Origin of the sequence: Candidatus Poriferisodalis sp. (genome assembly GCF_965204195.1) — a bacterium.
In the GTDB taxonomy this organism is placed as follows: domain Bacteria; phylum Actinomycetota; class Acidimicrobiia; order Acidimicrobiales; family Poriferisodalaceae; genus Poriferisodalis.
Genome location: NZ_OZ241975.1, coordinates 401,886 through 422,531, shown reverse-complemented (window position 1 = coordinate 422,531; position 20,646 = coordinate 401,886). Strand labels below are relative to the sequence as shown.

General features: G+C 67.8%; 15 protein-coding genes and 1 tRNA gene. 10 read left to right on the top strand and 6 right to left on the bottom strand.

Translation table 11 applies throughout. The features are described 5' to 3' along the window. Positions 1-28: 28 nt before the first annotated feature. Both ACOGI8_RS01875 and ACOGI8_RS01870 read right to left on the bottom strand, forming a co-directional pair. Positions 29-394 carry an STAS domain-containing protein gene (locus ACOGI8_RS01875; RefSeq protein ID WP_419855206.1) on the bottom strand — a complete coding sequence of 122 codons (366 nt, stop codon included), beginning with the start codon at positions 392-394 and terminating at the stop codon, positions 29-31. 60 nt (positions 395-454) lie between these two features. Further along, positions 455-1,579: an LLM class flavin-dependent oxidoreductase gene (locus ACOGI8_RS01870; RefSeq protein ID WP_419855205.1), complete on the bottom strand. Its 1,125-nt coding sequence runs from the start codon at positions 1,577-1,579 to the stop codon at positions 455-457. Between the two features lie 152 nt (positions 1,580-1,731). Here ACOGI8_RS01870 and ACOGI8_RS01865 point away from each other — a divergent pair, with 152 nt between their 5' ends. Next, the gene (locus ACOGI8_RS01865; RefSeq protein ID WP_419855204.1) at positions 1,732-2,442 is read left to right on the top strand and encodes a TetR/AcrR family transcriptional regulator; all 711 of its coding nucleotides are present in this window, start codon (positions 1,732-1,734) and stop codon (positions 2,440-2,442) included. A 19-nt stretch (positions 2,443-2,461) separates the two neighbouring features. Here the strand turns inward: ACOGI8_RS01865 and ACOGI8_RS01860 are convergent, their stop codons facing one another. The 3 genes from ACOGI8_RS01860 to ACOGI8_RS01850 all read right to left on the bottom strand — a co-directional run bounded on the left by ACOGI8_RS01860 (position 2,462) and on the right by ACOGI8_RS01850 (position 6,336). Beyond that, positions 2,462-4,498 (bottom strand): hypothetical protein, encoded by a 2,037-nt coding sequence (locus ACOGI8_RS01860; RefSeq protein WP_419855203.1) that lies wholly within the window; start codon positions 4,496-4,498, stop codon positions 2,462-2,464. A gap of 166 nt (positions 4,499-4,664) precedes the next feature. Then, on the bottom strand, positions 4,665-6,104 hold the full coding sequence (locus tag ACOGI8_RS01855; protein WP_419855202.1) for a sigma 54-interacting transcriptional regulator: 1,440 nt from the start codon (positions 6,102-6,104) through the stop codon (positions 4,665-4,667). Between the two features lie 161 nt (positions 6,105-6,265). Next, positions 6,266-6,336, bottom strand: a tRNA-Tyr gene (locus tag ACOGI8_RS01850). A 110-nt stretch (positions 6,337-6,446) separates the two neighbouring features. Between ACOGI8_RS01850 and ACOGI8_RS01845 the strand changes: the two genes are divergently transcribed. The 6 genes from ACOGI8_RS01845 to ACOGI8_RS01820 all read left to right on the top strand — a co-directional run bounded on the left by ACOGI8_RS01845 (position 6,447) and on the right by ACOGI8_RS01820 (position 16,493). Then, complete coding sequence (locus tag ACOGI8_RS01845) at positions 6,447-7,754, top strand: hypothetical protein (protein ID WP_419855201.1); 1,308 nt, start codon at positions 6,447-6,449, stop codon at positions 7,752-7,754. Between the two features lie 168 nt (positions 7,755-7,922). Continuing rightward, a complete protein-coding gene (locus tag ACOGI8_RS01840) occupies positions 7,923-8,762 on the top strand; it encodes a succinate dehydrogenase cytochrome b subunit (RefSeq protein ID WP_419855200.1) in 840 nt (279 codons plus the stop codon). 146 nt (positions 8,763-8,908) lie between these two features. Further along, positions 8,909-10,792 (top strand): fumarate reductase/succinate dehydrogenase flavoprotein subunit, encoded by a 1,884-nt coding sequence (locus tag ACOGI8_RS01835; RefSeq protein WP_419856350.1) that lies wholly within the window; start codon positions 8,909-8,911, stop codon positions 10,790-10,792. Positions 10,793-10,845: 53 nt separating this feature from the next. After that, entirely contained in the window at positions 10,846-11,607 is a 762-nt protein-coding gene (locus ACOGI8_RS01830) for a succinate dehydrogenase/fumarate reductase iron-sulfur subunit (RefSeq protein ID WP_419856349.1), read from the top strand. A 61-nt stretch (positions 11,608-11,668) separates the two neighbouring features. Continuing rightward, positions 11,669-14,011: a hypothetical protein gene (locus ACOGI8_RS01825; RefSeq protein WP_419855199.1), complete on the top strand. Its 2,343-nt coding sequence runs from the start codon at positions 11,669-11,671 to the stop codon at positions 14,009-14,011. A 52-nt stretch (positions 14,012-14,063) separates the two neighbouring features. Next, entirely contained in the window at positions 14,064-16,493 is a 2,430-nt protein-coding gene (locus ACOGI8_RS01820; protein ID WP_419855198.1) for a hypothetical protein, read from the top strand. Positions 16,494-16,582: 89 nt separating this feature from the next. Here the strand turns inward: ACOGI8_RS01820 and ACOGI8_RS01815 are convergent, their stop codons facing one another. Then, positions 16,583-17,947, bottom strand: coding sequence for a PQQ-dependent sugar dehydrogenase (locus ACOGI8_RS01815; RefSeq protein WP_419855197.1), 1,365 nt, complete (start codon positions 17,945-17,947; stop codon positions 16,583-16,585). Positions 17,948-18,011: 64 nt separating this feature from the next. Here ACOGI8_RS01815 and ACOGI8_RS01810 point away from each other — a divergent pair, with 64 nt between their 5' ends. The 3 genes from ACOGI8_RS01810 (at position 18,012) to ACOGI8_RS01800 (ending at position 20,643) form a co-directional block, all read left to right on the top strand. Further along, entirely contained in the window at positions 18,012-18,503 is a 492-nt protein-coding gene (locus tag ACOGI8_RS01810) for a pyridoxamine 5'-phosphate oxidase family protein (RefSeq protein ID WP_419855196.1), read from the top strand. Between the two features lie 94 nt (positions 18,504-18,597). Further along, positions 18,598-19,146 carry a hypothetical protein gene (locus tag ACOGI8_RS01805; RefSeq protein WP_419855195.1) on the top strand — a complete coding sequence of 183 codons (549 nt, stop codon included), beginning with the start codon at positions 18,598-18,600 and terminating at the stop codon, positions 19,144-19,146. Between the two features lie 36 nt (positions 19,147-19,182). After that, complete coding sequence (locus ACOGI8_RS01800; protein WP_419855194.1) at positions 19,183-20,643, top strand: flotillin family protein; 1,461 nt, start codon at positions 19,183-19,185, stop codon at positions 20,641-20,643. Positions 20,644-20,646: the final 3 nt, after the last annotated feature.

The window sequence follows — 20,646 nt, the reverse complement described above, 5'->3', positions numbered from 1 at the left end:
GTTGTCGCCCGCCTTGTTGTGGCGAGGTTCAGCGAACAGTCACCGCCGCAATGGCTGCTTCTAGCCCGGCGGCTGTGTCGAAGAGCGAATCGACCCCGGTTTGGGCCAACGTCGCGGCCACCTCCGACGCACGCACCACCAGCACCACACCGCCGCCCGCGGCCCGGCAGCGTCGGCGCGCATCGAGCAACACGCCGAGGGTGACCGGCTGCAGGACGTCCACATCGGACAGGTCGATCACCAGCTGCGGCTGGGTGCTGGCTGTCGCCAGCGCCGAGCGCAGCGCAGTGTCCAGCGACGCGATGGATGCCAGATCGAGCTCGCCGCGCGGCGTCACCACCACAACGGCAGTGCCGTCGGCGGCCGTCACCGTGCGCTCAGCGATACCCAGCATCAGGGTGACTGTGCTAATCGTCGGGGTTGCGTCGACAGGTGCATGGGACCAGCCGGGGGCTCACGCAAAGCGGGGCATCACCTTGTCGCTGATGAGCTCGAGCGACGTGTTGATCTGGTCGGCGGAGTGGATGCCCTGGGGCACCAGGAAGAAGGCTTCCTCGACGCCGAGCACCGTCTGCGCCTCGGAGATCTGGCGGCTGATCGTGTCGGGGCTGCCGACGAGCTGCAGCGGCATGCCCTGGCCGAACTGGATGGCCCACTGGTTCCAGAACCACTCCATGTCGGCGAACTGTGCCCAGGCTTCCTCGTCGGTGGGCGCGCACACCGCTACGCCGCCCCAGCCGCACTCGTGACCGCGGGGTTTCTCGATGCCGTGCTGCGCGGCCTCGTCGCGGTACGCCTTCCACAGCGCCTCGCAGAAATCCATCTTGTCGCTGAGCACGATCGGCGTGCCGCCGTAGCGCGCCCAGAAAACCGCCGAGTCCATCGACATGGTGAACCCGCCATACAGCGGCGGGTGCGGCGACTGCAGCGGGCGTGGGGCGATGCCCACCTCGTGGATCGTCATGTCGGGGTCGACCCCGGCGCCGTAGTCGGAATAGACGGTGTGGGTGTGGGGGTTGAGGTTGTCGTTGGGGAAGCGCCAGAACTCGCCCTCGTAAGAGAACGTGTTGTTCTTCAAGGCGGTGAGCACCACATCGACGAACTCTTCGAAGAAGCGGCGGTTGTGGGCGTCTTCGTCGGTGCCGCGGTTCCACTTGCCCACCGCTGCGAGGTCGGGGCGGATCTTGAACTGGTCCACCCAGCGGTGCTGGTAGCCGCGCACCACGCCGAAGCACAGCCGCCCGCCGGTCATGTGGTCGAGCGTCGCCACCTGCTCGGCCACACGCAGCGGGTTGTGTGTGGTCGAGACGTAGCCGCACGCGATCGGCCGCAGCCGGCTGGTGTGCTGGGCGATCCAGCTCGCCATCAGGTTCAAGTCGTTGGAGATCTCGAAGCCCTCGATCTGCAGGTGGTGCTCGGGATGGCCGAAGCCGTACCAGCCGTTGTTGTCGGCGAAACGCGCGATCTCGGCAATCTCGCCGAGCATCCGTTGGTAGTAATCGTTATTCAGTCCTGCGAGGCCGGCTTCGAGTTCATGCCGGCGGCCGATCGTGCAGTACATGAACAAGCTGAACTTCACTCTGGCTCCCGCTGTCTCGCTCCCCGGCACGATCCGGGGTTCACTGCGGAGTGTAGGTGAGCGTCCTGCGGAGGGTCCCGAGAGCCCCGCACGCACCTTTCGGCCGCCGACCACTGCATGAACGCCTGTTCAGGACTAGGTTTTTCTGCGGCATGAGCAGCACCGATGCAGCCGATCTAGAGCCCGTTCCCGCAGAAGCCGGCGATTCGCCCGGCAACGGCAATGACGACGCCAGCAGCGACGACATCGGGAACGGCAATGGCCGCCGGATCCGCAAGGGCGAGCGCAGCCGTATGCGGATTCTCGATGCCGCCGCGCGCCTGCTCTCCTGCCGCGGCTACGCCGCCACCACCCTGACGGACATCGCCGCTGCAGCGGAGATGCAGGCCGGCAGCCTCTACTACCACTTTGATTCGAAAGACGCGATCGTCGAAGAGGTGCTGAGCGTCGGCATCGACCACGCCCGCTCCGCGATCGACGCCGCACTGGAAGCGCTGGGTCCCGAGGCCCGAGGTTCCGACCGCTTGGCCGAGGCCATCGTCGCCTACGTCAACTGCATCGTCGCCGAAAGCAACTTCACGGTCGCCAACATCCGCTGTTTCAACGAATCGCCCCCGCAGACCCGCGAGAGCCTGGCGGTGCCACTGCGCGAGTTCGCCAATCTCTGGGTGGGCCTGCTCACCGAGGGTCAGGCCGATGGTTCGCTGCGAGCCGGCGCCAACGCCAAGGTCCTCGCCCGCATCATGATCTCCGGACTGAATTCGCTGGCCAGCTGGTACCGACCCGGCGGCGAACTGCGCCTCGAAGACCTCGCCCGCCAGTTCGCCGACATGGTCCTCGACGGTCTGCACCCCCCCGACTGAGCCACCGGGAACGCACCAGCTACAGGCGGCCGCTGGTGATGAGCTTGCGGCGGTGCTCGAGGAAGTCGACGAGCACGTAGTCGCCCAGGTTGTGGGGGCTGGTGAAGAAGGCCCGTCCCCCGTTCATCTCGGTCATCTTCTCCACGAACGCCCGCAGGTAGCTGTTCGGATCGAGCATGAACACGTTGATGCGGATGTCCTCGCGGGTGGCCCGGGCCACCTCGAGCAGCGTGGCCTCGATGGTCTCGCGCACCGGCGGGTAGGCGAAGTACGGCCGCCCGTCACGGGCCAGGTGGGCAGTCGGCTCGCCGTCGGTGATCATGATGATCTGCTTCGAGCCGGTCTGGCGGGCCAGCAGGCGACGGGCGATCATGAAGCCGTGCTGCATGTTGGTGCCGTAGGCGAAGTCCCACGACACCTCTGGCAACTGCGCCGCGGTCAGTTCGGAGGCTGACTCGGCGAAGCCCACGATGCCCAGGTAGTCGCGCGGGAACTGCGTGGAGATCAGCGAGTGCAGCGCCATCGTGACCTTCTTGGCGGGCAGGAAGTTGTCGCGCATCGGCATCGACAGCGACAGGTCCAGCATCAGCACCGTGGAAGCCCGCGACAGCAGCTCGGAGCGCTCGATCTCGAAGTCGTCCGGCGTCAGGCTCACCGGCGTGCCGGTGCCCTGGCGGGCCACCGCGTTGCGCACGGTGCGCTCGATGTTCAGGTTGAACGTGTCGCCGAATTCGTACGGCTTGGTCTCGTACGCGAACTCGTGGCCGACGCCCGACTTGCGCACCTGGTGGCTGCCGACCTTGTCGTCCATCAGGCGGTTGAACAGGTCGCCGAGCGCGTTCTGCCCGATGCGCCGCAGCGCACGCGGCGTCAGCTCCAGGCGTCCTTCGGTGTGCTGCGCGAGGCCTGATTCCTCGAGCATGCGCGCCATCTCGCTGAGCCGTTCGAGAGCCTCGGCCGACTGGTCGCCGAGCAGCTCGCGCACCCGCTCGGGATCCACTTCGGCCAGCGCCGAGGGGCTGACCGCACCCTGGAGCATCTCCGACAGCGCATCGAGGTCACCGAGCTGGGCGAGCACATCGGCTGCCTGCGACATCGACAACGGGTCGTCGCCGCCGAACTGGTAGCCCCGGTCCCAGCCCATGTCGGGAAACGCCTGCTGGAGATTCTGGGCGAGCTGCTGGGCCTGCCACTGCAGATCCATGTCGTCCATGAGCTGCGCTGCCAGGTCGGCGAGCTGCTGGCGCTGAGCGGGCGTCATCGAGTTGAGCATCGATGCCATGGCCGCCATGCGCTTGGCCATGATCTCGAGCAGCTCATCGAGCGACTGGGGATTCTCGGGGAAGAAATCGCCGTAGCGATCCATGAAGCCCTCGAAGTCAGGCTCCTCGCCGCGGGCACGCTGCTCGAGCATCTGGTTGAGCTCGGCCATCATGTCCTTGGTGCGGGCCAGATCTTCAGGGCTCATGTTGCCCATCGCCCCGGTCATCTGGTCGAAGTAGCTCTGGGCGACTTCCTGGCGCAGCCGCTCGACGAGCTCGTTGAACTGCTCGCGGGCCTCGGGCGACTCGAAGTCGTAGCCCTGCAGGCCGCGCATCTTCCCGGCCAGGTCGGGGGGCAGCATGTCGAGCTGCAGGTTGCGCTCGGCGGCGCTGGACTGGGCGATCTCTTCGCGGCGCTCGTCGCCGCTGTCGGCTGCGTCCTGTGCGAATTCCTCCAGCGCCTCACGCTCGGTGTCGGTGATCTCGTCGAGTTCGCGGGCGATGTCGTCGTAGACGCCGCCGAGGTCGAACTGCTCGAGCATCTCTTTTCGCCGGTCGCGCAGCCGCTCGATCATCTCGCGCAGGCCTTCGAGCCGGTTGCCCTCGGAGTCGGTGAAGCCCTGCTGCATGAGCCGGCGCAGGGCGGCATTGAGATCGCCGTGATACAGCAGGTCGTCGGTCATCTCGGCGAAGAGGCTGTCCGCGTCGAAGTCGAAGCCGGTCTGGGTGCCGTCCCACGCGGAGTAGCGGAACCGGGCGCCCTCGCGCCGGGCACGGCGCCAGCGGATCTTCATCGCTGGCCGCCGTCCGGCGCGAGTGCAGCCACCCATCTCGGGAATGCAGAACTTCCCTGCATGACGGTGCTCGCTCCGTCGGGCGCGAGTGCAGCCACCCTTTTCGGGAACACCGAACTCACCTGCATGAACTCACTCTCTCACGACGGCGGGTGCGGCGGCGGACTCAGCCGCGGGAGCGGTAGGTGGCCCGGGCGCCGACGTGCTCCTTGTTGAGCCGCTTCGACAGGTGCAGGCCCTCGAGCACCAGCTCGACGGCCGAAGCCAGCACTGCGGGCGCTGCGCCTTCGTCCGACTGCGCATCGGCTGCGGCGGCGACCAGCGACTCCGCGGCAACTGCCAGCGCTTGGTTGCCGGCGAGCAGCTCCATGTACGCCTCCGAGCCGAGGTCGTCGCCGGTGTGCACCACCTTGCCCTCGCCGAAGCTGGCGACCACATCGCTCAGCTCGTCGGGCGAGAAGCGGTTCTTGAACACTTCCAGCACGGCCGCCTTGAGCATGGTCTCCACGATCTTGCCGTCGCGCCCCTCCTCCATCGACTCGATCTCGATCTTGCCGGAGGTGGAACTCATGAGCGATTCCAGGTCGCTGACCCGGGGCACCACGTGCCGCTCGCCGCGTTGCAGCGCCCGGCGGGTGGCGTTGGCTGCGAGCGTCTCGGTGTTGGTGACGGTCATGCGCACCGACACACCCGAGCGCTGGTTGACCTGGCTGCTGGCACGGGCCACATGGCTGAAGGTCGCCACGATCTCGGCCATGAAGTCGGGCAACGTGACCACCACGCCTTCGCCCATCTCGGTCAGGTCCAGCGGGCGGGCCTCCGCCGACGCGATATCCATCTCGGTGTCGACATCGAGCGGGTAATGGGTGCGGATCTGGGCGCCGAAGCGGTCCTTCAGCGGTGTGATGATGCGGCCCCGGTTGGTGTAGTCCTCGGGGTTGGCGGTGGCCACCAGCAGCACGTCGAGCGGTAGGCGGATCTTGTAGCCACGGATCTGGACGTCGCGCTCTTCGAGAACGTTCAGCAGGCCCACCTGGATGCGCTCGGCCAGGTCGGGCAGCTCGTTGATGGCGAAGATGCCGCGGTTGGTGCGCGGTACCAAGCCGTAGTGCAGCGTCAGCTCGTCGGACAGGTACCTGCCCTCCGCCACCTTGATCGGGTCGACCTCGCCGATAAGGTCGGCAATTGACGTGTCGGGCGTGGCCAGCTTCTCGCCGTAGCGAATGCTGCGATGCGCCCAGGCGATCGGCGTGTCATCGCCGTGCTCGACAACCAGATCGAGGGCATGGCGGGACACCGGGTTGTATGGGTCGTCGAAGATCTCCGAGCCCTCGATGTAGGGCATCCACTCGTCGAGCAGGTTCACCAGCGAGCGGATCATGCGGGTCTTGGCCTGGCCCCGCTCTCCCAGGAACACCACGTCGTGGCCGGCCAGCATGGCGTTCTCGAGCTGGGGCAGCACGGTGTTCTCGTAGCCCAGCACTCCTTCGAACAGCGGCTCGGATGCGGCGATGGCCTTCGCGGCATTCGCACGCATCTCCTCTTTGACCGGCCGGGAGACCCAGCCGATCTTGCGCAGTTCGCCGAGCGTGGTGGGTTGGGTCATGGCGGGCAACCTACCCGCCCGCTTCGATTCCGCGCAGGTGTGTTGCACCGCAAGTTCCCTGCGCGTAGCGTGACCGGCGGAGGCGCGGGGGCTCGTACCCCTCGGGAGTAGTTTTGGAGTCCGTCCCGGTTGCGCCTCCGATTTGTCCCGCATAGCGTGACTGGTGGAGGCAAGGGGAATCGAACCCCTCGGGAATGGATTTACAGCCCCTCCCGGCCACCCGGCTGCCCCCTGGAACGAAGCCGTACAGCTCCGCTCCTCGAAGACCCCCGCTCGGCTAGCTGGGCGGGGGTCTCGCATGATATTCGCATTTCTCTTTTTTGTCCCTTTCAATATCTTTCAGTGATTTTCACCTTGACCTCCGAGGGCGGAGACGCCCGGTCGCTGGCGGGCGACTGGCTGGTGCGGGCGGCAGGGGCCGGCGAGTGGAGAACGGTGGCCGACCGTGGGCTCGACGAGTCGGGCTGGCAGGCAACCTCGACTCCCGGCCGGTGGTGGCTGGACCCTGGCCTCGCCGACGAGAACGCCGTCTTGTACCGGCGGCACTTCGAGCTGCCGGCGGATCTGGCGGCTGAGCTGGACAGTGCTGAACACGATGACACTCACTGGGACACTCACCGGGACACTCACCGGGACGCTCGCTGGTGGCTCGTTGCGAGCGGGTTGTGCGAACTCGGTCACCTGTGGTTCGACGGCACGTACCTAGGGGATCTGCGGGGACGTCATGCGCAGCACGCCTTCGAGGTGGACCATCTGCTCCGCCGCGGTCGCGAGCACCTGGCAGCAGTCGAAGCTGCGCACGGCACCGCCCGCGTGCCCCAGCCCGAGAACGCGCAGGTGCAGATCCAGCGAACCGGACCAGCGCGCATCCAACGTGTGCGTGCGCTGGTCATCGAGGCGAGCCCCGACCGGGCGGTGCTGCGCGTCGCGGCGACCGTGGACAGCAGCGGCACACACCGCGCAGAGGTGACGACCACCGTGCTGCCCACCGCCGACCCCGATGCCGGGTGGTCCAAGGACCCGACGCGTCAAGTCGCAGTCCTCGGCGACGGCCTGTCGGTGTCCGAACCCGTCCTGGCCCGCGGCAGAAACGATCTGGAGTGGCTGGTTGCGATCGAGCGACCGTCGCTGTGGTGGCCCGCCGGCATGGGCGACCAAGCGCAGTACTGCATCGACATCGACGTCGCAGTCGACGGGCGCTCCAGCCATGCCGTGAGACTCCCGACGGGCATCCGTACCGTGTCAATCGGCCGCGGCAAGCTGGCAGTGAACGGCGAACCCCACCGGGACGGGCTCGACGCCCTGCGCATCGTCGAGCACGAACTGAGCCATCCCAGCTTCTACGAGTCAGCGAACACCGACGGCCGGCTGCTGTGCCAGCAGGTCACGCTCGATCCCAGCGTGTTCGCCGGCGCCCAACGCGGCCTGCGCGCGCTCGCTGCCCAAGCCGCCAGCGCCGCAGCCGATCACGCAGGCCACCACCCCAGCGTCGCCACCTGGCAACCAGTGCACCCACCCGGCAACCGACGCCGAACACCGCGGCTCAGCTCATGGGCAGACCGCACCGCGCGCACAGCCATGCAAGTCGCCGACCCCACCCGCCCCCAAACCCAGATCCGCCCGAAGGCGGCACTCGGGCAGCGTCCGTGAGGCGAACGGACGCGTGAGCTGAGCCGACAAAACCCGAATCTTGTCGGGCGAGCGACGGCGTAGCGAAGCGAAGCCTCGGCGCTCGCAAGGAATCTGCAAGTACCGTACGACCCTGGCGTGCTCGGCCCCCGACTGAGCCGCGCCAACCGCCGCCCCCAGGAGGAACACATGGCGCCGACTGCCACGCAGGCCGCCGGGTCTGCACCTGTGTTCAAGTCCAAGCGTCCGCTGCCATTCCCACTGAACATCTACCAGTCAGCCATCGGCCGCAAGTGGGTCATGGCATGGACCGGCATCGGGCTGCTGGGCTTCGTCATCGTCCACATGGTCGGCAACCTGCACCTCTACGAGGGTCCCTCGCGGATGTACGAGTACGCCGAGACGCTGCGCGACCTCGGCGGCGGATTGCTGCCCCGCACGCTGCTGCTGTGGATCATGCGGGTCGGGCTGCTGGCGATGTTCGTGGTGCACCTGCACTCGGCGTACACGCTGAAGGAGCGCAGCCGGCTGGCGTCGGAGCGGGCGGGCTTCGTGGGCGGCGCCAAGAAGTACGCATCCAAGCGCGACTACATCGCTGCCAACTATGCCTCGCGCACCATGCGCTGGACGGGTCCCATCGTGGGCCTGTACGTGCTGTTCCACCTGGCCGACCTGACGTGGGGCTGGTGGCTGGGCGACGACTATGTGCGGGGCGATCCGTACCACAACGTGGTGGAGTCGCTGTCGTCGATCCCGGTGGCGATCATCTATGTCGTGGCCAACGTTGCGCTGGCCATCCACATCTTTCACGGCACCTGGAGCATGTTCCAGAGCCTCGGCGTGAACAATCCGCGCTACAACGGCCTGCGCCGCAACCTGGCCACGGTGCTGGCCGGCGTGGTGCTGGTGGGCAATCTGTCGTTCCCGGTGCTGGTGCAGGCCCGCCTGGTCGATGAGGACAACCGGGACTGCCCGGTCAACGACACCACCGGCCTGGAGTGTCTGGGCGAAGCTGCGGAGGCGCACTGACATGGCGATGAATGCCCCCGCGCGAAGCAGCGCAGGCCACAACCAGCACAGCGAAGCTGCGGAGGCGCACTGACATGGCTGAGTCGCACAGCGGTGGGAACGGTGCATCCAACGGCGTGCTCGACGCCCGCGTGCCCGACGGCACGATGGCCGACAAGTGGACGGACCACAAGTTCTCCATGAAGCTCGTCAACCCGAACAACAAGCGCCGCTTCGAGATCATCGTGGTGGGCACCGGCCTGGCGGGCGCCTCTGCGGCGGCGTCGCTGTCGGAGCTGGGCTACCGGGTGAAGGTGTTCACGTTTCACGACTCGCCCCGCCGGGCGCACTCGATCGCAGCCCAAGGCGGCATCAACGCGGCGAAGAACTACACCAACGACGGCGACTCGGTGCACCGGCTGTTCTATGACACGGTCAAGGGCGGCGACTACCGCAGCCGTGAGGCCAACGTGCACCGCCTGGCCGAGGTGTCGCTCAACATCATCGACCAGTGCGCCGCCCAGGGCGTGCCGTTCGCACGCGAGTACGGCGGCCTGCTCGACAACCGCTCGTTCGGCGGAGCGCAGGTCAGCCGCACGTTCTACGCCCGCGGCCAGACCGGCCAGCAGCTCCTGCTGGGCGCCTACCAGGCGCTCGCCAAGCAGGTGGCGGCCGGCGGTGTCGAGCTGTACACGCGCACCGAGATGCTCGACCTCGTCACCAAGGACGGGCGGGCCTGCGGCATCATCACCCGCGACCTCATCTCGGGCGAGATCGCAGCGCACGCCGGCCATGCGGTGGTGCTGGCCACCGGCGGGTACGGCAACGTCTATTACCTGTCCACCAACGCCATGGCCTGCAACGTCACCGCCGCGTGGCGGGCACACCGGCGCGGCGCCTACTTCGCCAACGCCTGCTACACGCAGATCCATCCCACCTGCATCCCCGCCAGCGACGAGTTCCAGTCGAAGCTGACGCTGATGTCGGAGTCGCTGCGCAACGACGGCCGCATCTGGGTGCCCGAACAGCTCGACGACGCCCGCTCGCCGGACCAGATTCCGGAGTCGGAGCGCGACTACTACCTCGAGCGCAAGTACCCGGCCTTCGGGAACCTGGTGCCGCGCGACGTGGCCAGCCGCAACGCCAAGACCGTGGTGGACCAGGGCAAGGGCGTGGGGCCGCTGCGCAACGGCGTGTACCTCGACTTCTCCGAGGTGATCGAGCGCGACGGCCACACCGCCGTGGCGGCGAAGTACGGGAACCTCTTCGACATGTACGAGCGCATCACGGGAGAGAATCCCTATGCAGTGCCGATGCGCATCTACCCGGCCATCCACTACACGATGGGCGGGCTGTGGGTCGACTACCACCTGATGACCACGGTGCCCGGCTGCTACTCCATCGGCGAGGCCAACTTCTCCGACCACGGGGCCAACCGGCTGGGCGCCTCGGCGCTCATGCAGGGCCTGGCCGACGGCTACTTCGTGCTGCCGTACACGATCGGCGACGACCTGGCGGCCCGCTTGGGCGAGCCGGTGGTGCCGCTCAGCGACCCGGTGTTCGCCCAGGCAGTGTCGGAGGTGAACGACGCCACGCAGCAGTTCCTGTCGATCGGCGGCACCCGCTCGGTGGACTGGTTCCACCGGGAGCTGGGCAAGATCGTGTGGGACTACATCGGCATGGAGCGCACCGCCGAGGGCCTCGAGAAGGCCCTGTCGGAGATCCCGGCGCTGGAGGCCGAGTTCTGGGCCGATCTGCGGGTGCCCGGATTGGGCACAACGCTGAACTCCAGCCTGGAGAAGGCCGGCCGGGTGGCCGACTTCTTCGAGCTGGCCAAGTTGATGGCCCGTGATGCGCTCCTGCGCGAGGAGAGCTGCGGCGGGCACTTCCGGGCCGAGCACCAGACGCCCGAGGGAGAGGCGCAACGCGACGACGAGAACTTCGCCCACGTCGCCGCCTGGGAATGGCACGACACCGGCACCGTGCAGACCCGTCACGTCGAGGAGCTGGAGTTCGAAGAAGTGGCACTGACACAGCGGAGCTACAAGTGAGCGGGACCAACGGCCAGAACGGCCAGGCCAGCCAGCCGGCGCACGGTGGCACCTTGAGCCTCACGCTGCGCATCTGGCGCCAGGACGGACCCGATGCGCCGGGACGGTTCCACACCTTCGACGCCCCGGATATCAGCGAGGACATGTCGTTCCTGGAGCTGCTCGACATCATCAACGAGCGGCTGATCGACGAGGGCGGCATCCCGATCGAGTTCGACCACGACTGCCGCGAGGGCATCTGCGGCATGTGCAGCCTGATGATCAATGGCCGGGCGCACGGGCACGAGCTGGCCACCACCACCTGCCAGCTGCACATGCGGAAGTTCACCGACGGCGACGTCATCACGGTGGAGCCGTTCCGGGCGAAGGCATTCCCGGTGGTGCGCGACCTGGTGGTGGACCGCAGCTCGTTCGATCGCATCATCGAGGCCGGCGGCTACATCTCGGTCAACACCGGGGCGGTCGGCGACGCCAACCAGACGCCGGTGCCGAAGGAAGCCGCGGACACCTCGATGGACGCAGCGGCGTGCATCGGCTGCGGGGCGTGCGTGGCGGCCTGCCCGAATTCGGCAGCGCAGCTGTTCACCTCGGCGAAGCTGGCGCATCTCAACCTGATCCCCCAGGGCCAGCCCCAGCGCTGGGAACGCACCGAGGCGATGGTGGAGACGATGGAGCAGTACTTCGGCTCGTGCACCAATCACGGCGAGTGCACCGAGGCCTGCCCCAAGGAGATCAGCCTCGACTTCATCGCGTTCATGAACCGCGACTACGTCAAGGCCAAGATCAAGAACCGCAAGCTTGCTGGCCAGAGCTGAGCCGGTCAGGCGCTGATCGTACGCGTGACTATCGTGCCGCGTTCGTGGAGAGACTTCGCCCGTGACGCGCCATAACCGGCCCCGCTCCAGAACCGCCAAGGCGGCGGTGGCGCTGCTTGCGGCGCTGGCAATCGCCGTGCCTGCGCTCCCGGCTGCTGCACAGCAGCCGTCGAACTTCGTGCGCAGCGGGCCGAATCTGACGCTGGTCGTGGCGAGCTGCCCAGTTCCGGCCGATAACGCGGTCGCCGAGGCGCTGGCGGCCCACGCTCGCAACGCAGCGAAAGTGTGCGTCGATCCGAGCGGCCTGTCGCCGGACACCGCCGCGCTCATCGCCGAGTTCGCACCCGACCGTGTGATCGTGGTGGGCGGCGAGACGGCGATACCGGCGGCGGCGATGGACGAGCTGACGGAAGCGGCACGTGCTGCATATCGCTGGACGGTCGTCGAGCGCCTTGACGGCGCCACGCGAATCGAGACCGCCGCGCTGGCGGCGCGCGCCGCCCTCGAATCGCCCGAGGTCGCGGGCCCGGGCACCGTCACGCTGTTCGTTGCGAACGGCTGGAACGGCAGCGACGTGCGCACGGCTGCTGATGCAGCGGGCGTCACGGGCGATGCCGCTGTTGCGTACATCACGCCTCGCACCATCACCGAGGGTCTCCCCGCCGAGACAGCGTCGCTTCTTGCCGACTACCGGCCGGCGCGCGTCGTCGTGGTGGGCCGTCCCGACGAGATCGGCGCAGCCACCGAGATGGCGCTGGCTGCAGCGCTCGACGCGAACGATCTGGTCGTCGAGATCGAGCGCATCGCTGCGGCCGGCGAGCCTCGCTTCTTCACGCCCGAGGCATCGCCATCGGTCCAGCGGGCCCGCGAGATCTTCACGTCCATCGTCGAGGGCACGCACCGGCGCACGACGGTGACCGGCGAGCAAGCACCGGTCCTGGCGGCGAGTTCGGCGCGCGGCCCCCTGGGCTCAGGGCGCGGACACCGACTCTGGACGGTTCGCGCTGACGGCTCGGGGCGCCAGCTGCACTCGACAGAACACCGAGGCTGGGCGTGGAACCCCCACAGCGGCCAATTGAGCTGGACCGGCCTCGACGGGCGGCTGCGAGTCTCCGAGCTCGCCGGCGACGAGAGCGTCCTGTTCGAGCCGGGCCAGTACCCGGCCTGGTCACCCGACGGCAGCCATGTCGTCACCTTCAGCTTCGCCGGACCCTCCGCATTCGGTGCCCGCAATCGCACGACAGCGCACATTGCCACCGCGGACGGGCGCGGTCTCCGGCGAATTGGCGTTGTCGATTACCGCACGTTCCTCTATGCCGACTTGCCCCTGTCGTCATGGTCGCCCGACGGCAAGCACTTTGCCTATGTCGAGCTGGTCGCCGAAGGCGAGACCGGCGACACCACATCGGTTGCCCGCATCTGGTCGACCGATGCGTCGGCGCCGACGATCACGCTCGGCGACGACGTCACGTTCCTGGGCTGGTCGCCCGATGGCTCCCGCTTCGCGTATGGGTCGCCGAACGACTGCGACGGCAACGGGCGCGATGACAGCCAGATCCTGTGGGTGTCGGGCACCGGCGGCGCCGCACCTCGCGAGGTGGGTCCGATCGATCGCATCCAGTGGCGATTCGTGCATCTGTGGTCTGCTGACGGCCGTCATCTCGCCTACGAATCGCTCGATCCGTCGGACTGCTCGACACGCCTCAAGGTGGAATCGGCCGCCGGAGAGGCCTCACCGCTCGGCGCAGTGGACGGCGGGCGGCTCATGGGCTGGTCGCCCAACGGCTCCCACCTGGCATTCGGCCTCACGGTCGGCACCGCAGGCAAGGGGGTCCCGCTGCGGGAGCACGCCTGGGTGGTGCGCCACGACGGCAGCGACCGGCGCGAGTTGGGTGAGGCGCGTCCCACGGTCTTCGGCCACGTGCTGTGGTCGCACGACGGCGAGCACCTCGCCTACTCCGAGGTGCTGCGAGACGCCGAAGGCGAACCCACCGGAACCCGGCCCGTAGTGATGCGAACCAACGGGATCGGCGGTCCGACACTGCTCGCCGAGATGGGCAACGTGCTTGCATGGTCGCCTATTGACGGCCGTCTGGCTTACGTCGCTCACTACAACCCCAACGGCGACAGCGAGATCGACCGTCGAGCGCTGCGGATCCACACGGTGGGATCGCCCGACGCCGATGTCACGCTCGTCTACGAGCTGACAGATATCACGCTGGGAGCGAGATGGTCGCCGGGCGGCGAGTACCTCGGGTACGTCTCGGGTCCGACGGAGTTGCTGCTGGACTGGTTCATCAACCGCCGGCGCGGGTCCGATGCCTGGGTGGTGGCCACCAGCGAACCGCTCTGGACGCGCCGCCTGATCACCGACGTCACCTGGGGCGAATGGCAGCCCCGCTGAGCGCTGGCAGCGCAGCAGTGGTCAATCGACCCAGCGGTAGCATTCCGCCCCGATGAACATGCCTCATGCAATAGCCAGTCCGCACGCCCTGTCGGGTCGGCGACACGGGGGGCGGGCACGAGTTGCCGCTGCGGCGATGGCGCTCGCGACCCTGCTGGGTGCGGTCGTGCTGGCGACGCCCGCCGCAGCACAGGAACCGCCGGCGAACTACGTGCGCAGCGGGCCCAACCTGACGCTGGTGGTCGCGAATTGCGAAAGCTCGGCCGACACGACAGCAGCGGTGGAGCTGGCCCGGCATTCCCGCAACGCGGCCGCGGCATGCCTGAGCTCCGACGGCGTGCCCGAAGAGCTTTCAGAGCTCATCGCCACATTTGCACCCGATCGCGTGATGGTCCTCGGCGGCCCCGACGCCGTGCCGCCGGCGGTGATGGATGAGTTCTCCGCAGCAGTGCGTTCGGCCTACCGGTGGGGCGTGCTGCAGCAGCTCGACGGGGCTACCCGCGCCGAGACGTCGGCTGCGGCCGCTCGCATCGGGCTGGACTTGCCCGACCGCGTCGGACTCGACACTGTCGTGCTGATCGTGGCCGACGGCTGGAACGATGCCGACATCGACACTGCGAGGGAGTTCGCCGCAGGCTTCGAGGATGTCGCCATCGCGTACATCTCGCCTGCCACTGTCGCCGACGGCCTGTCCGACGCGACGGTGTCGCTGATCGCGGACTACCGACCGGCACGGATCGTGTTCGCCGGGCTCGCCGACGAAGCTGGCATGGCCGCGGAGGCAGCAGTCGAAGCGGTGCTGGAGGAGATCGAGTCCGACGTCTCGGTGGAGCGCGTTGCGCTCGCAACCGACGCACCGTCTCCTGCCGTGGAGGTGGCAACGCTCAACAGCGCTGCACGCACGACATTCGAGGTGATCAGCAGGGGTGAGCGAATTCGACCCGGCGCTGCCGACGAGAGCGATCAGTCGCCGTTCCTGGCGCTCACCGAGGCATCGGGCATCCGGGGCATCGGCTCCACGCTGTTCACGGTTCGAGCCGACGGCAGCGATCGCATGCTGCGCACCGTCGACCACAACGGTTGGGAATGGCACGACAGCGACGCGCGGCTGACGTGGGCTGACGACGAGAAGCAGGTGCTGGTGGCCGCGCCCGACGGCGAAGCCGAGCTGGTGGCGCCCGAGGGCGAATGGCCGTGGCGGTCGCCCGACGGCGAGCACCTCCTTGTCTGGAACAACGCCGACACCGACGACAACGGCCGACTCGATTCATTTGAGGCCCTGCTGTTCGACGCCGACGGCGCTCCGCAGCGCAGCCTGGGCCAGATGGAAGCACGCACCTGGTACTACGGCGACCTCCGCGACTTCATCTGGTCGCGCGACAGCGCCTACATGGCGTACGTCACCGAGCACGCCGACCCCGAGACGGGCGAGGAGGTCAACCAGGCTCGCATTGAGCCGACCGACGGCAGCGCCGAGCCCATCGCGCTGGCCGACGATGCCGTCATCCTGCGCTGGTCGCCCGACAGCAGGCACCTCCTGTACGCCACGCCGCACGAATGCCCCGCCGACCCGACCGATGAGAGCTGGGTGCTGTGGCTTGCGTCTGCCGACGGCAGCGAGACACGCGAGATCGGCCCGGTCCACTACCACGCCTGGACAGTGGTCATCGTCAACCCGTGGTCGCCCGACGGGAAGCACTTCGCCTACGAGGCGCTCGATCCGGACGACTGCTCGACGGAGTTGCGCATTAGCTCGGTGGACGGCAACGCCGAGCCGGTTCGGATCGCCGAGAACGTGGAGTTCCTGGGATGGTCGCCCGACAGCACCTACCTCGAATACGGCGAAGAGACCGACCGCCCGGTGACCGACTTCCTGTTGCCGGAGCTGTCGTGGGTGGCCCATCGCGACGGGAGCTCGAAGCGGTTCATCGGCGAGCTCTCTCCGTCGGCGTATGGCTGGATCTTCTGGTCGCACGACGGCACGCACATCTCCTACACCGAGATGCTGCGCGACCACGAAGACAACGTGACGGGCCTTGTCGCTCGCACTGAGCGAGCCGACGGCACGGGTGAGGTGACCACGCTGGCGGAATCTGGCAACTCGCTGTCATGGTCTGACGACGGCCGTGTCGCTTATGTGGCCCAGCACGACGACGACGGCGACGGCATGCCGGAGCGCGAAGCGCTGTACTTGCACACGCCGGGTTCGCCCGAAGGCGACGTGGAACTCGTGCACACGCTGCCTGCGCCGACCCGGGTTGCCATCTGGTCGCCAACCGACTGCCATCTGCTCTACGCCTCGGGTTCGATCGAGTCGCTGATCGGCTGGTTCCGCGACCGCGGACGCGGCGTGAACGTGTGGGGCATCGAAACCGGCCAGCCCCGGTGGATGTATCGCCTGATCACCGACGTCACCTGGGGTCAGTGGCAGCCCGAGATCGAGCCAGAGACGGACGCTGAGGCCGAGGGCGGCGCCGAGTAAGAGGTTGAGCCCGGGGCCCGAGCGGCCCGCGAGCCCAATCGCATGAGAATGGGGAGCCAGCGCGGACAGCGCAGGGCGAGCCGTGGCCGTTAGGGCTCTACAGCCGCTAGGCGGAACACCGCGCCGACACTGCTGAGCGCGTAGAGCTCGCCGTCGGCGTCCTCGCCGAACGACACGAGCGAGCTGCGCTGCACCGACACGCCCAGATCGATGCGCTCGGCCGTGCCGCCGGGGCCGCGGACGAGGCCCCACAGATCGCCTGTGCAGTAGTCGCCGAACACGTAGGTGCCTTCCAGCGCCGCTATGTCGCCGCCCCGGTACACGTAGCCCCCGGTCACCGAGCAGCCCTCGTCGTGGGTGTACGTGTAGACGGGGAAGACGAGATCGGCAGGTGTCCGGTCGCCGGAGAAGCGCTCGTTGCCCTCGAACAGCGGCCAGCCGAGGTTGGCGCCAGGCAGCCAGCCCTCAGCAGCGGGCAACACGTGGATCTCTTCGATGCGGTTCTGGCCGACATCGGCGATCCAGAGGTCACCGGTCAGCCGGTCGAACGAGAAGCGCCACGGGTTGCGGGCGCCGTATGCCCACACCTCGGGCGCTCCGCCGCTGGCGGCGAACGGATTGCCGGCGGGAATGCCGTAACCCTGTCCAGAGGCGGGGTTCGGGTCGATGCGAGCCATCGTGGCCAGCAGGGTGGAGCGGTCTTGGCCTTGGCCGAAGACGTCGTCCGCGCCGCCGCCGTCGCCGAAGCCGATCCACAGGTTCCCGTCGGGCCCGAACGTCAGGTCGCCGCCGTTGTGGTTGCACGCCGGCTGATCGAGCGCCAGCAGCACCCGGCGCCGGTCGGTCTGGGGTGTCTCGCCGTCCATGGGCATCACGGCGATCCGGCTGTTGCGGGCCGTGTCGGTATAGCTGAGGTAGAGCTGCGATCCATCGGGGCTGAATGCGATGCCGAGCAGCCCGTTCTCGCATCCTTGGCTGACCCTCGAACCGATGTCGGCCACGAGCCGCGGAGCGGCCCGGGCGACGGCCCCGTCATCGGAATCGCTTCCGTCAGCGACGTCCAGCAGCCACACCTGCCCCGTCAGTGTCGCCACGTACCGCTGGCCGGTGTCGGGCTTGGCGACGAGCGCGACCGGCGCTTCGATCTCAGCCACCGGCACCAACTCGAACCGAGTCTCGGCAAGCGAAGGCACAGCATCGCCGTCCGTCGGTTCGCTCGTCTGCGGCGGTGCCGTCAATCCAGGTGCGGTGCTTGGGGACGCAGGAACGGAACTCGCGGGAGAGTCGGCGGTCCGCAGTGCCGCCGGCGCCGTCACGACAGAGGTGGTCCCTGCAGACGCCGGATCGACCTGCCAGTCGACAGTCCGCCCGCCGGGATCGTCGGCCGTGATCCCGCATGCGCCCGCGAGCAGTGGTGCCACAAGCAGTGCCGCCGATACGCGTGCCAGCCTCACGATGGCTGACCGTACCTACAGCGCTGGTGCAGAATCACGCGGGGCAACCAGCGGAGGTGACCCGATGGGCGCACACGGCGGCGACGTGAGCTGGGGAGCGTTTGCGGCGGCCAGCCCGGAATTGGCCGCACGCATCCAGAAGCGCTTCGAGAGCCACCTGCATGCGGTCATGGCCACGATCCGTGCCGACGGTTCGCCGCGCATGTCCGGCATGGAAGCCCCGATCCGCGACGGCCATCTCTGGCTGGGGATGGACCGCAACTCGCGCAAGGCCGCCGATCTGCGGCGCGATCGGAGGTTCGGGCTGCACTCAGCGCCCGAGAGCGGGGAGCTGAAAGCAGGCGATGCCCGTATCGAAGGCACGGCAGTGCCGGCCGACGCCGACCAGCTCGAGACCTTCATGCGCGGGCACCATCACGAGATCGACGACGCGACTCCGATGGCCCTGTTCACCGTGAGAATCGCTCACGCCGTGCTCGTGCGCGTCGACGGCCAGCATCTCGTCATCGAGACGTGGACCCCCGCAGGCGGCCTGACCGAACGCCGCCTCAGCTAGAACCTCCCCCCGCCTCCCGCCAGAACCGTCTGCGGCAATCCGCGCAGACAGGCGGCCCGTATCGACACGTAGAGTTCCCGCAGGGAGGCAGTTCATGGGCGACTGGTGGCAGGCTCTGACCGGCGATCTGCAGATCTTCTATGCGATCGCATTCATCTCCAGCTTCTTCCTGCTGGTGCAGATTGCGCTGCTGGCATTCGGCATCGGAGCGGATGTCGACATCGGCGACGAGGACCCGAGCAGCGGGTTCCTCTCGATCCGGACGTTGACCGCGTTCTCGTTTGCATTCGGCTGGACGGGCGTCCTCATGAAGCAGGCAGACCGCTCCACAGCCCTGTCAGTCGGCGTCGCCATCGCCGCCGGCCTCGCAGTGTTCCTTGCCGTGGGCTTCTTGTGGCGCTCGTTTGCGAAGCTCGGCGAGAGCGGCTCGGTCGACTACCAGTCCGCCGTGGGCGCACACGGCACCGTCTATCTCACGGTTGCTGCGAACCGTTCGAAACCCGGCAAAGTCGAAGTGATGGTGCAGGGACGCATGCGGGTCATCAATGCCCTGACGGAGTCCGACGAGAGCCTGCCGGCGCAGACTGCCATCACCGTCGTCGGCGTCGTCGACCCTTCGACCGTGCTCGTGGCACCTCACTAGCCTGACTTTCCCCACCACTCACTACGAGAGGCAAATATGGCCGTCATCGCCCTCGCAGGTGGCATCTTCGCCATCCTGCTCATCGCCCTGCTGTGGATCTCGTCGCGCTTCAAGCGCTGTCCATCCGACCGGATCCTCGTGGTCTATGGACGCGTCGGCGGGGAAGGCGAGTCGGCGAGGTGCCTGCACGGCGGCGGAGCCATGGTGTGGCCCATCGTGCAGGGCTACGCATACCTGGACCTGACGCCTATCCCCATCGAGATCAAGCTCCAGGGAGCGCTCTCCCAGCAGAACATCCGGGTCAATACTCCAGCAACGTTCACGGTCGGTGTCTCGACCGAGCCCGGTGTCATGCAGAACGCTGCGGAGCGGCTGCTGGGCCTGTCGCTGCTGGACATCGAGAACTTGGCCCGCGACATCATCTTCGGCCAGATGCGCGTGGTGATTGCCACGATGCCGATCGAGCAGATCAACGCCGACCGCGAGCAGCTCATCACCAACATCACCGAGTCGCTCGAGCTCGAACTTCGCAAGGTCGGGCTGCGCCTCATCAACGTCAACATCCAGGACATCACCGACGAATCGGGATACATCGACGCCCTCGGCCGCGAAGCAGCGGCCCGCGCCATCAGCGAGGCGAAGGTCAAGGTGGCCGAGCAGGAGCGCGACGGCGACATCGGCGCCGCCGAGGCCCAGCGCGAGCAGCGCATCCGTGTGGCACAGGCCAACGCCATTGCAACCGAAGGCGAGAACGAATCGCACGTGGTGATCGCCGAATCTGCCAGCGAGCGGCGCCAGAAGGAAGCAGAAGCCGAACGTGCCGCCAACGCTGCCGAACGCGTCAGCCAGGCCCAGGCCGAACAGGAATCGTTCATGGCTGAGGCAGAAGCCGAGCGGGTGCGCGCAGAGCGCGACAAGGCCGCGCAGGACGCTGACATCGTGGTGCCCGCTCAGGTGGAACGCGAGCGAGTCCGCACGCTGGCCGAGGCCGAGGCCGACCGCATCAGGCTGGTCAAGGCCGGCGAGGCCGACGGTCAGCGACTGCTGATGGAAGCCGAGGCATTGGGCTTGCTGGCGTTGCTGACCCGCCGCGCCGAGGGCTTGGGCGCGCTGGTGACTGCCAGCGGCGGTGCAGCGCCAGAAGCAGCGCTGCTGCTGGTTGCCGAGCAACTGCCGAACCTCGTGGCCGAGCAGGTGAAGGCCATCTCGAACCTGCAGATCGACAAGATCACCGTGTGGGATTCCGGCGGCGGTCCCAATGGCGAGAACGGCACCACCGCCAACTTCATCTCCAGTCTGATCGGGGCGCTCCCCCCGCTGCACGAAGTTGCCAGCCAGGCGGGCATCCGGCTGCCTGAATTCTTGGGCGAGCTCGACAACGCAGACACCGTCGAGCAGCTGCGTCAGATCGCTGAGCAGCTTCGTGAACGCTCAGCGGGCGCACACGTCACCGAGGCCGAGGTGGCCGATGACGGCGGCAGCGACGCCGACATCTAGGGA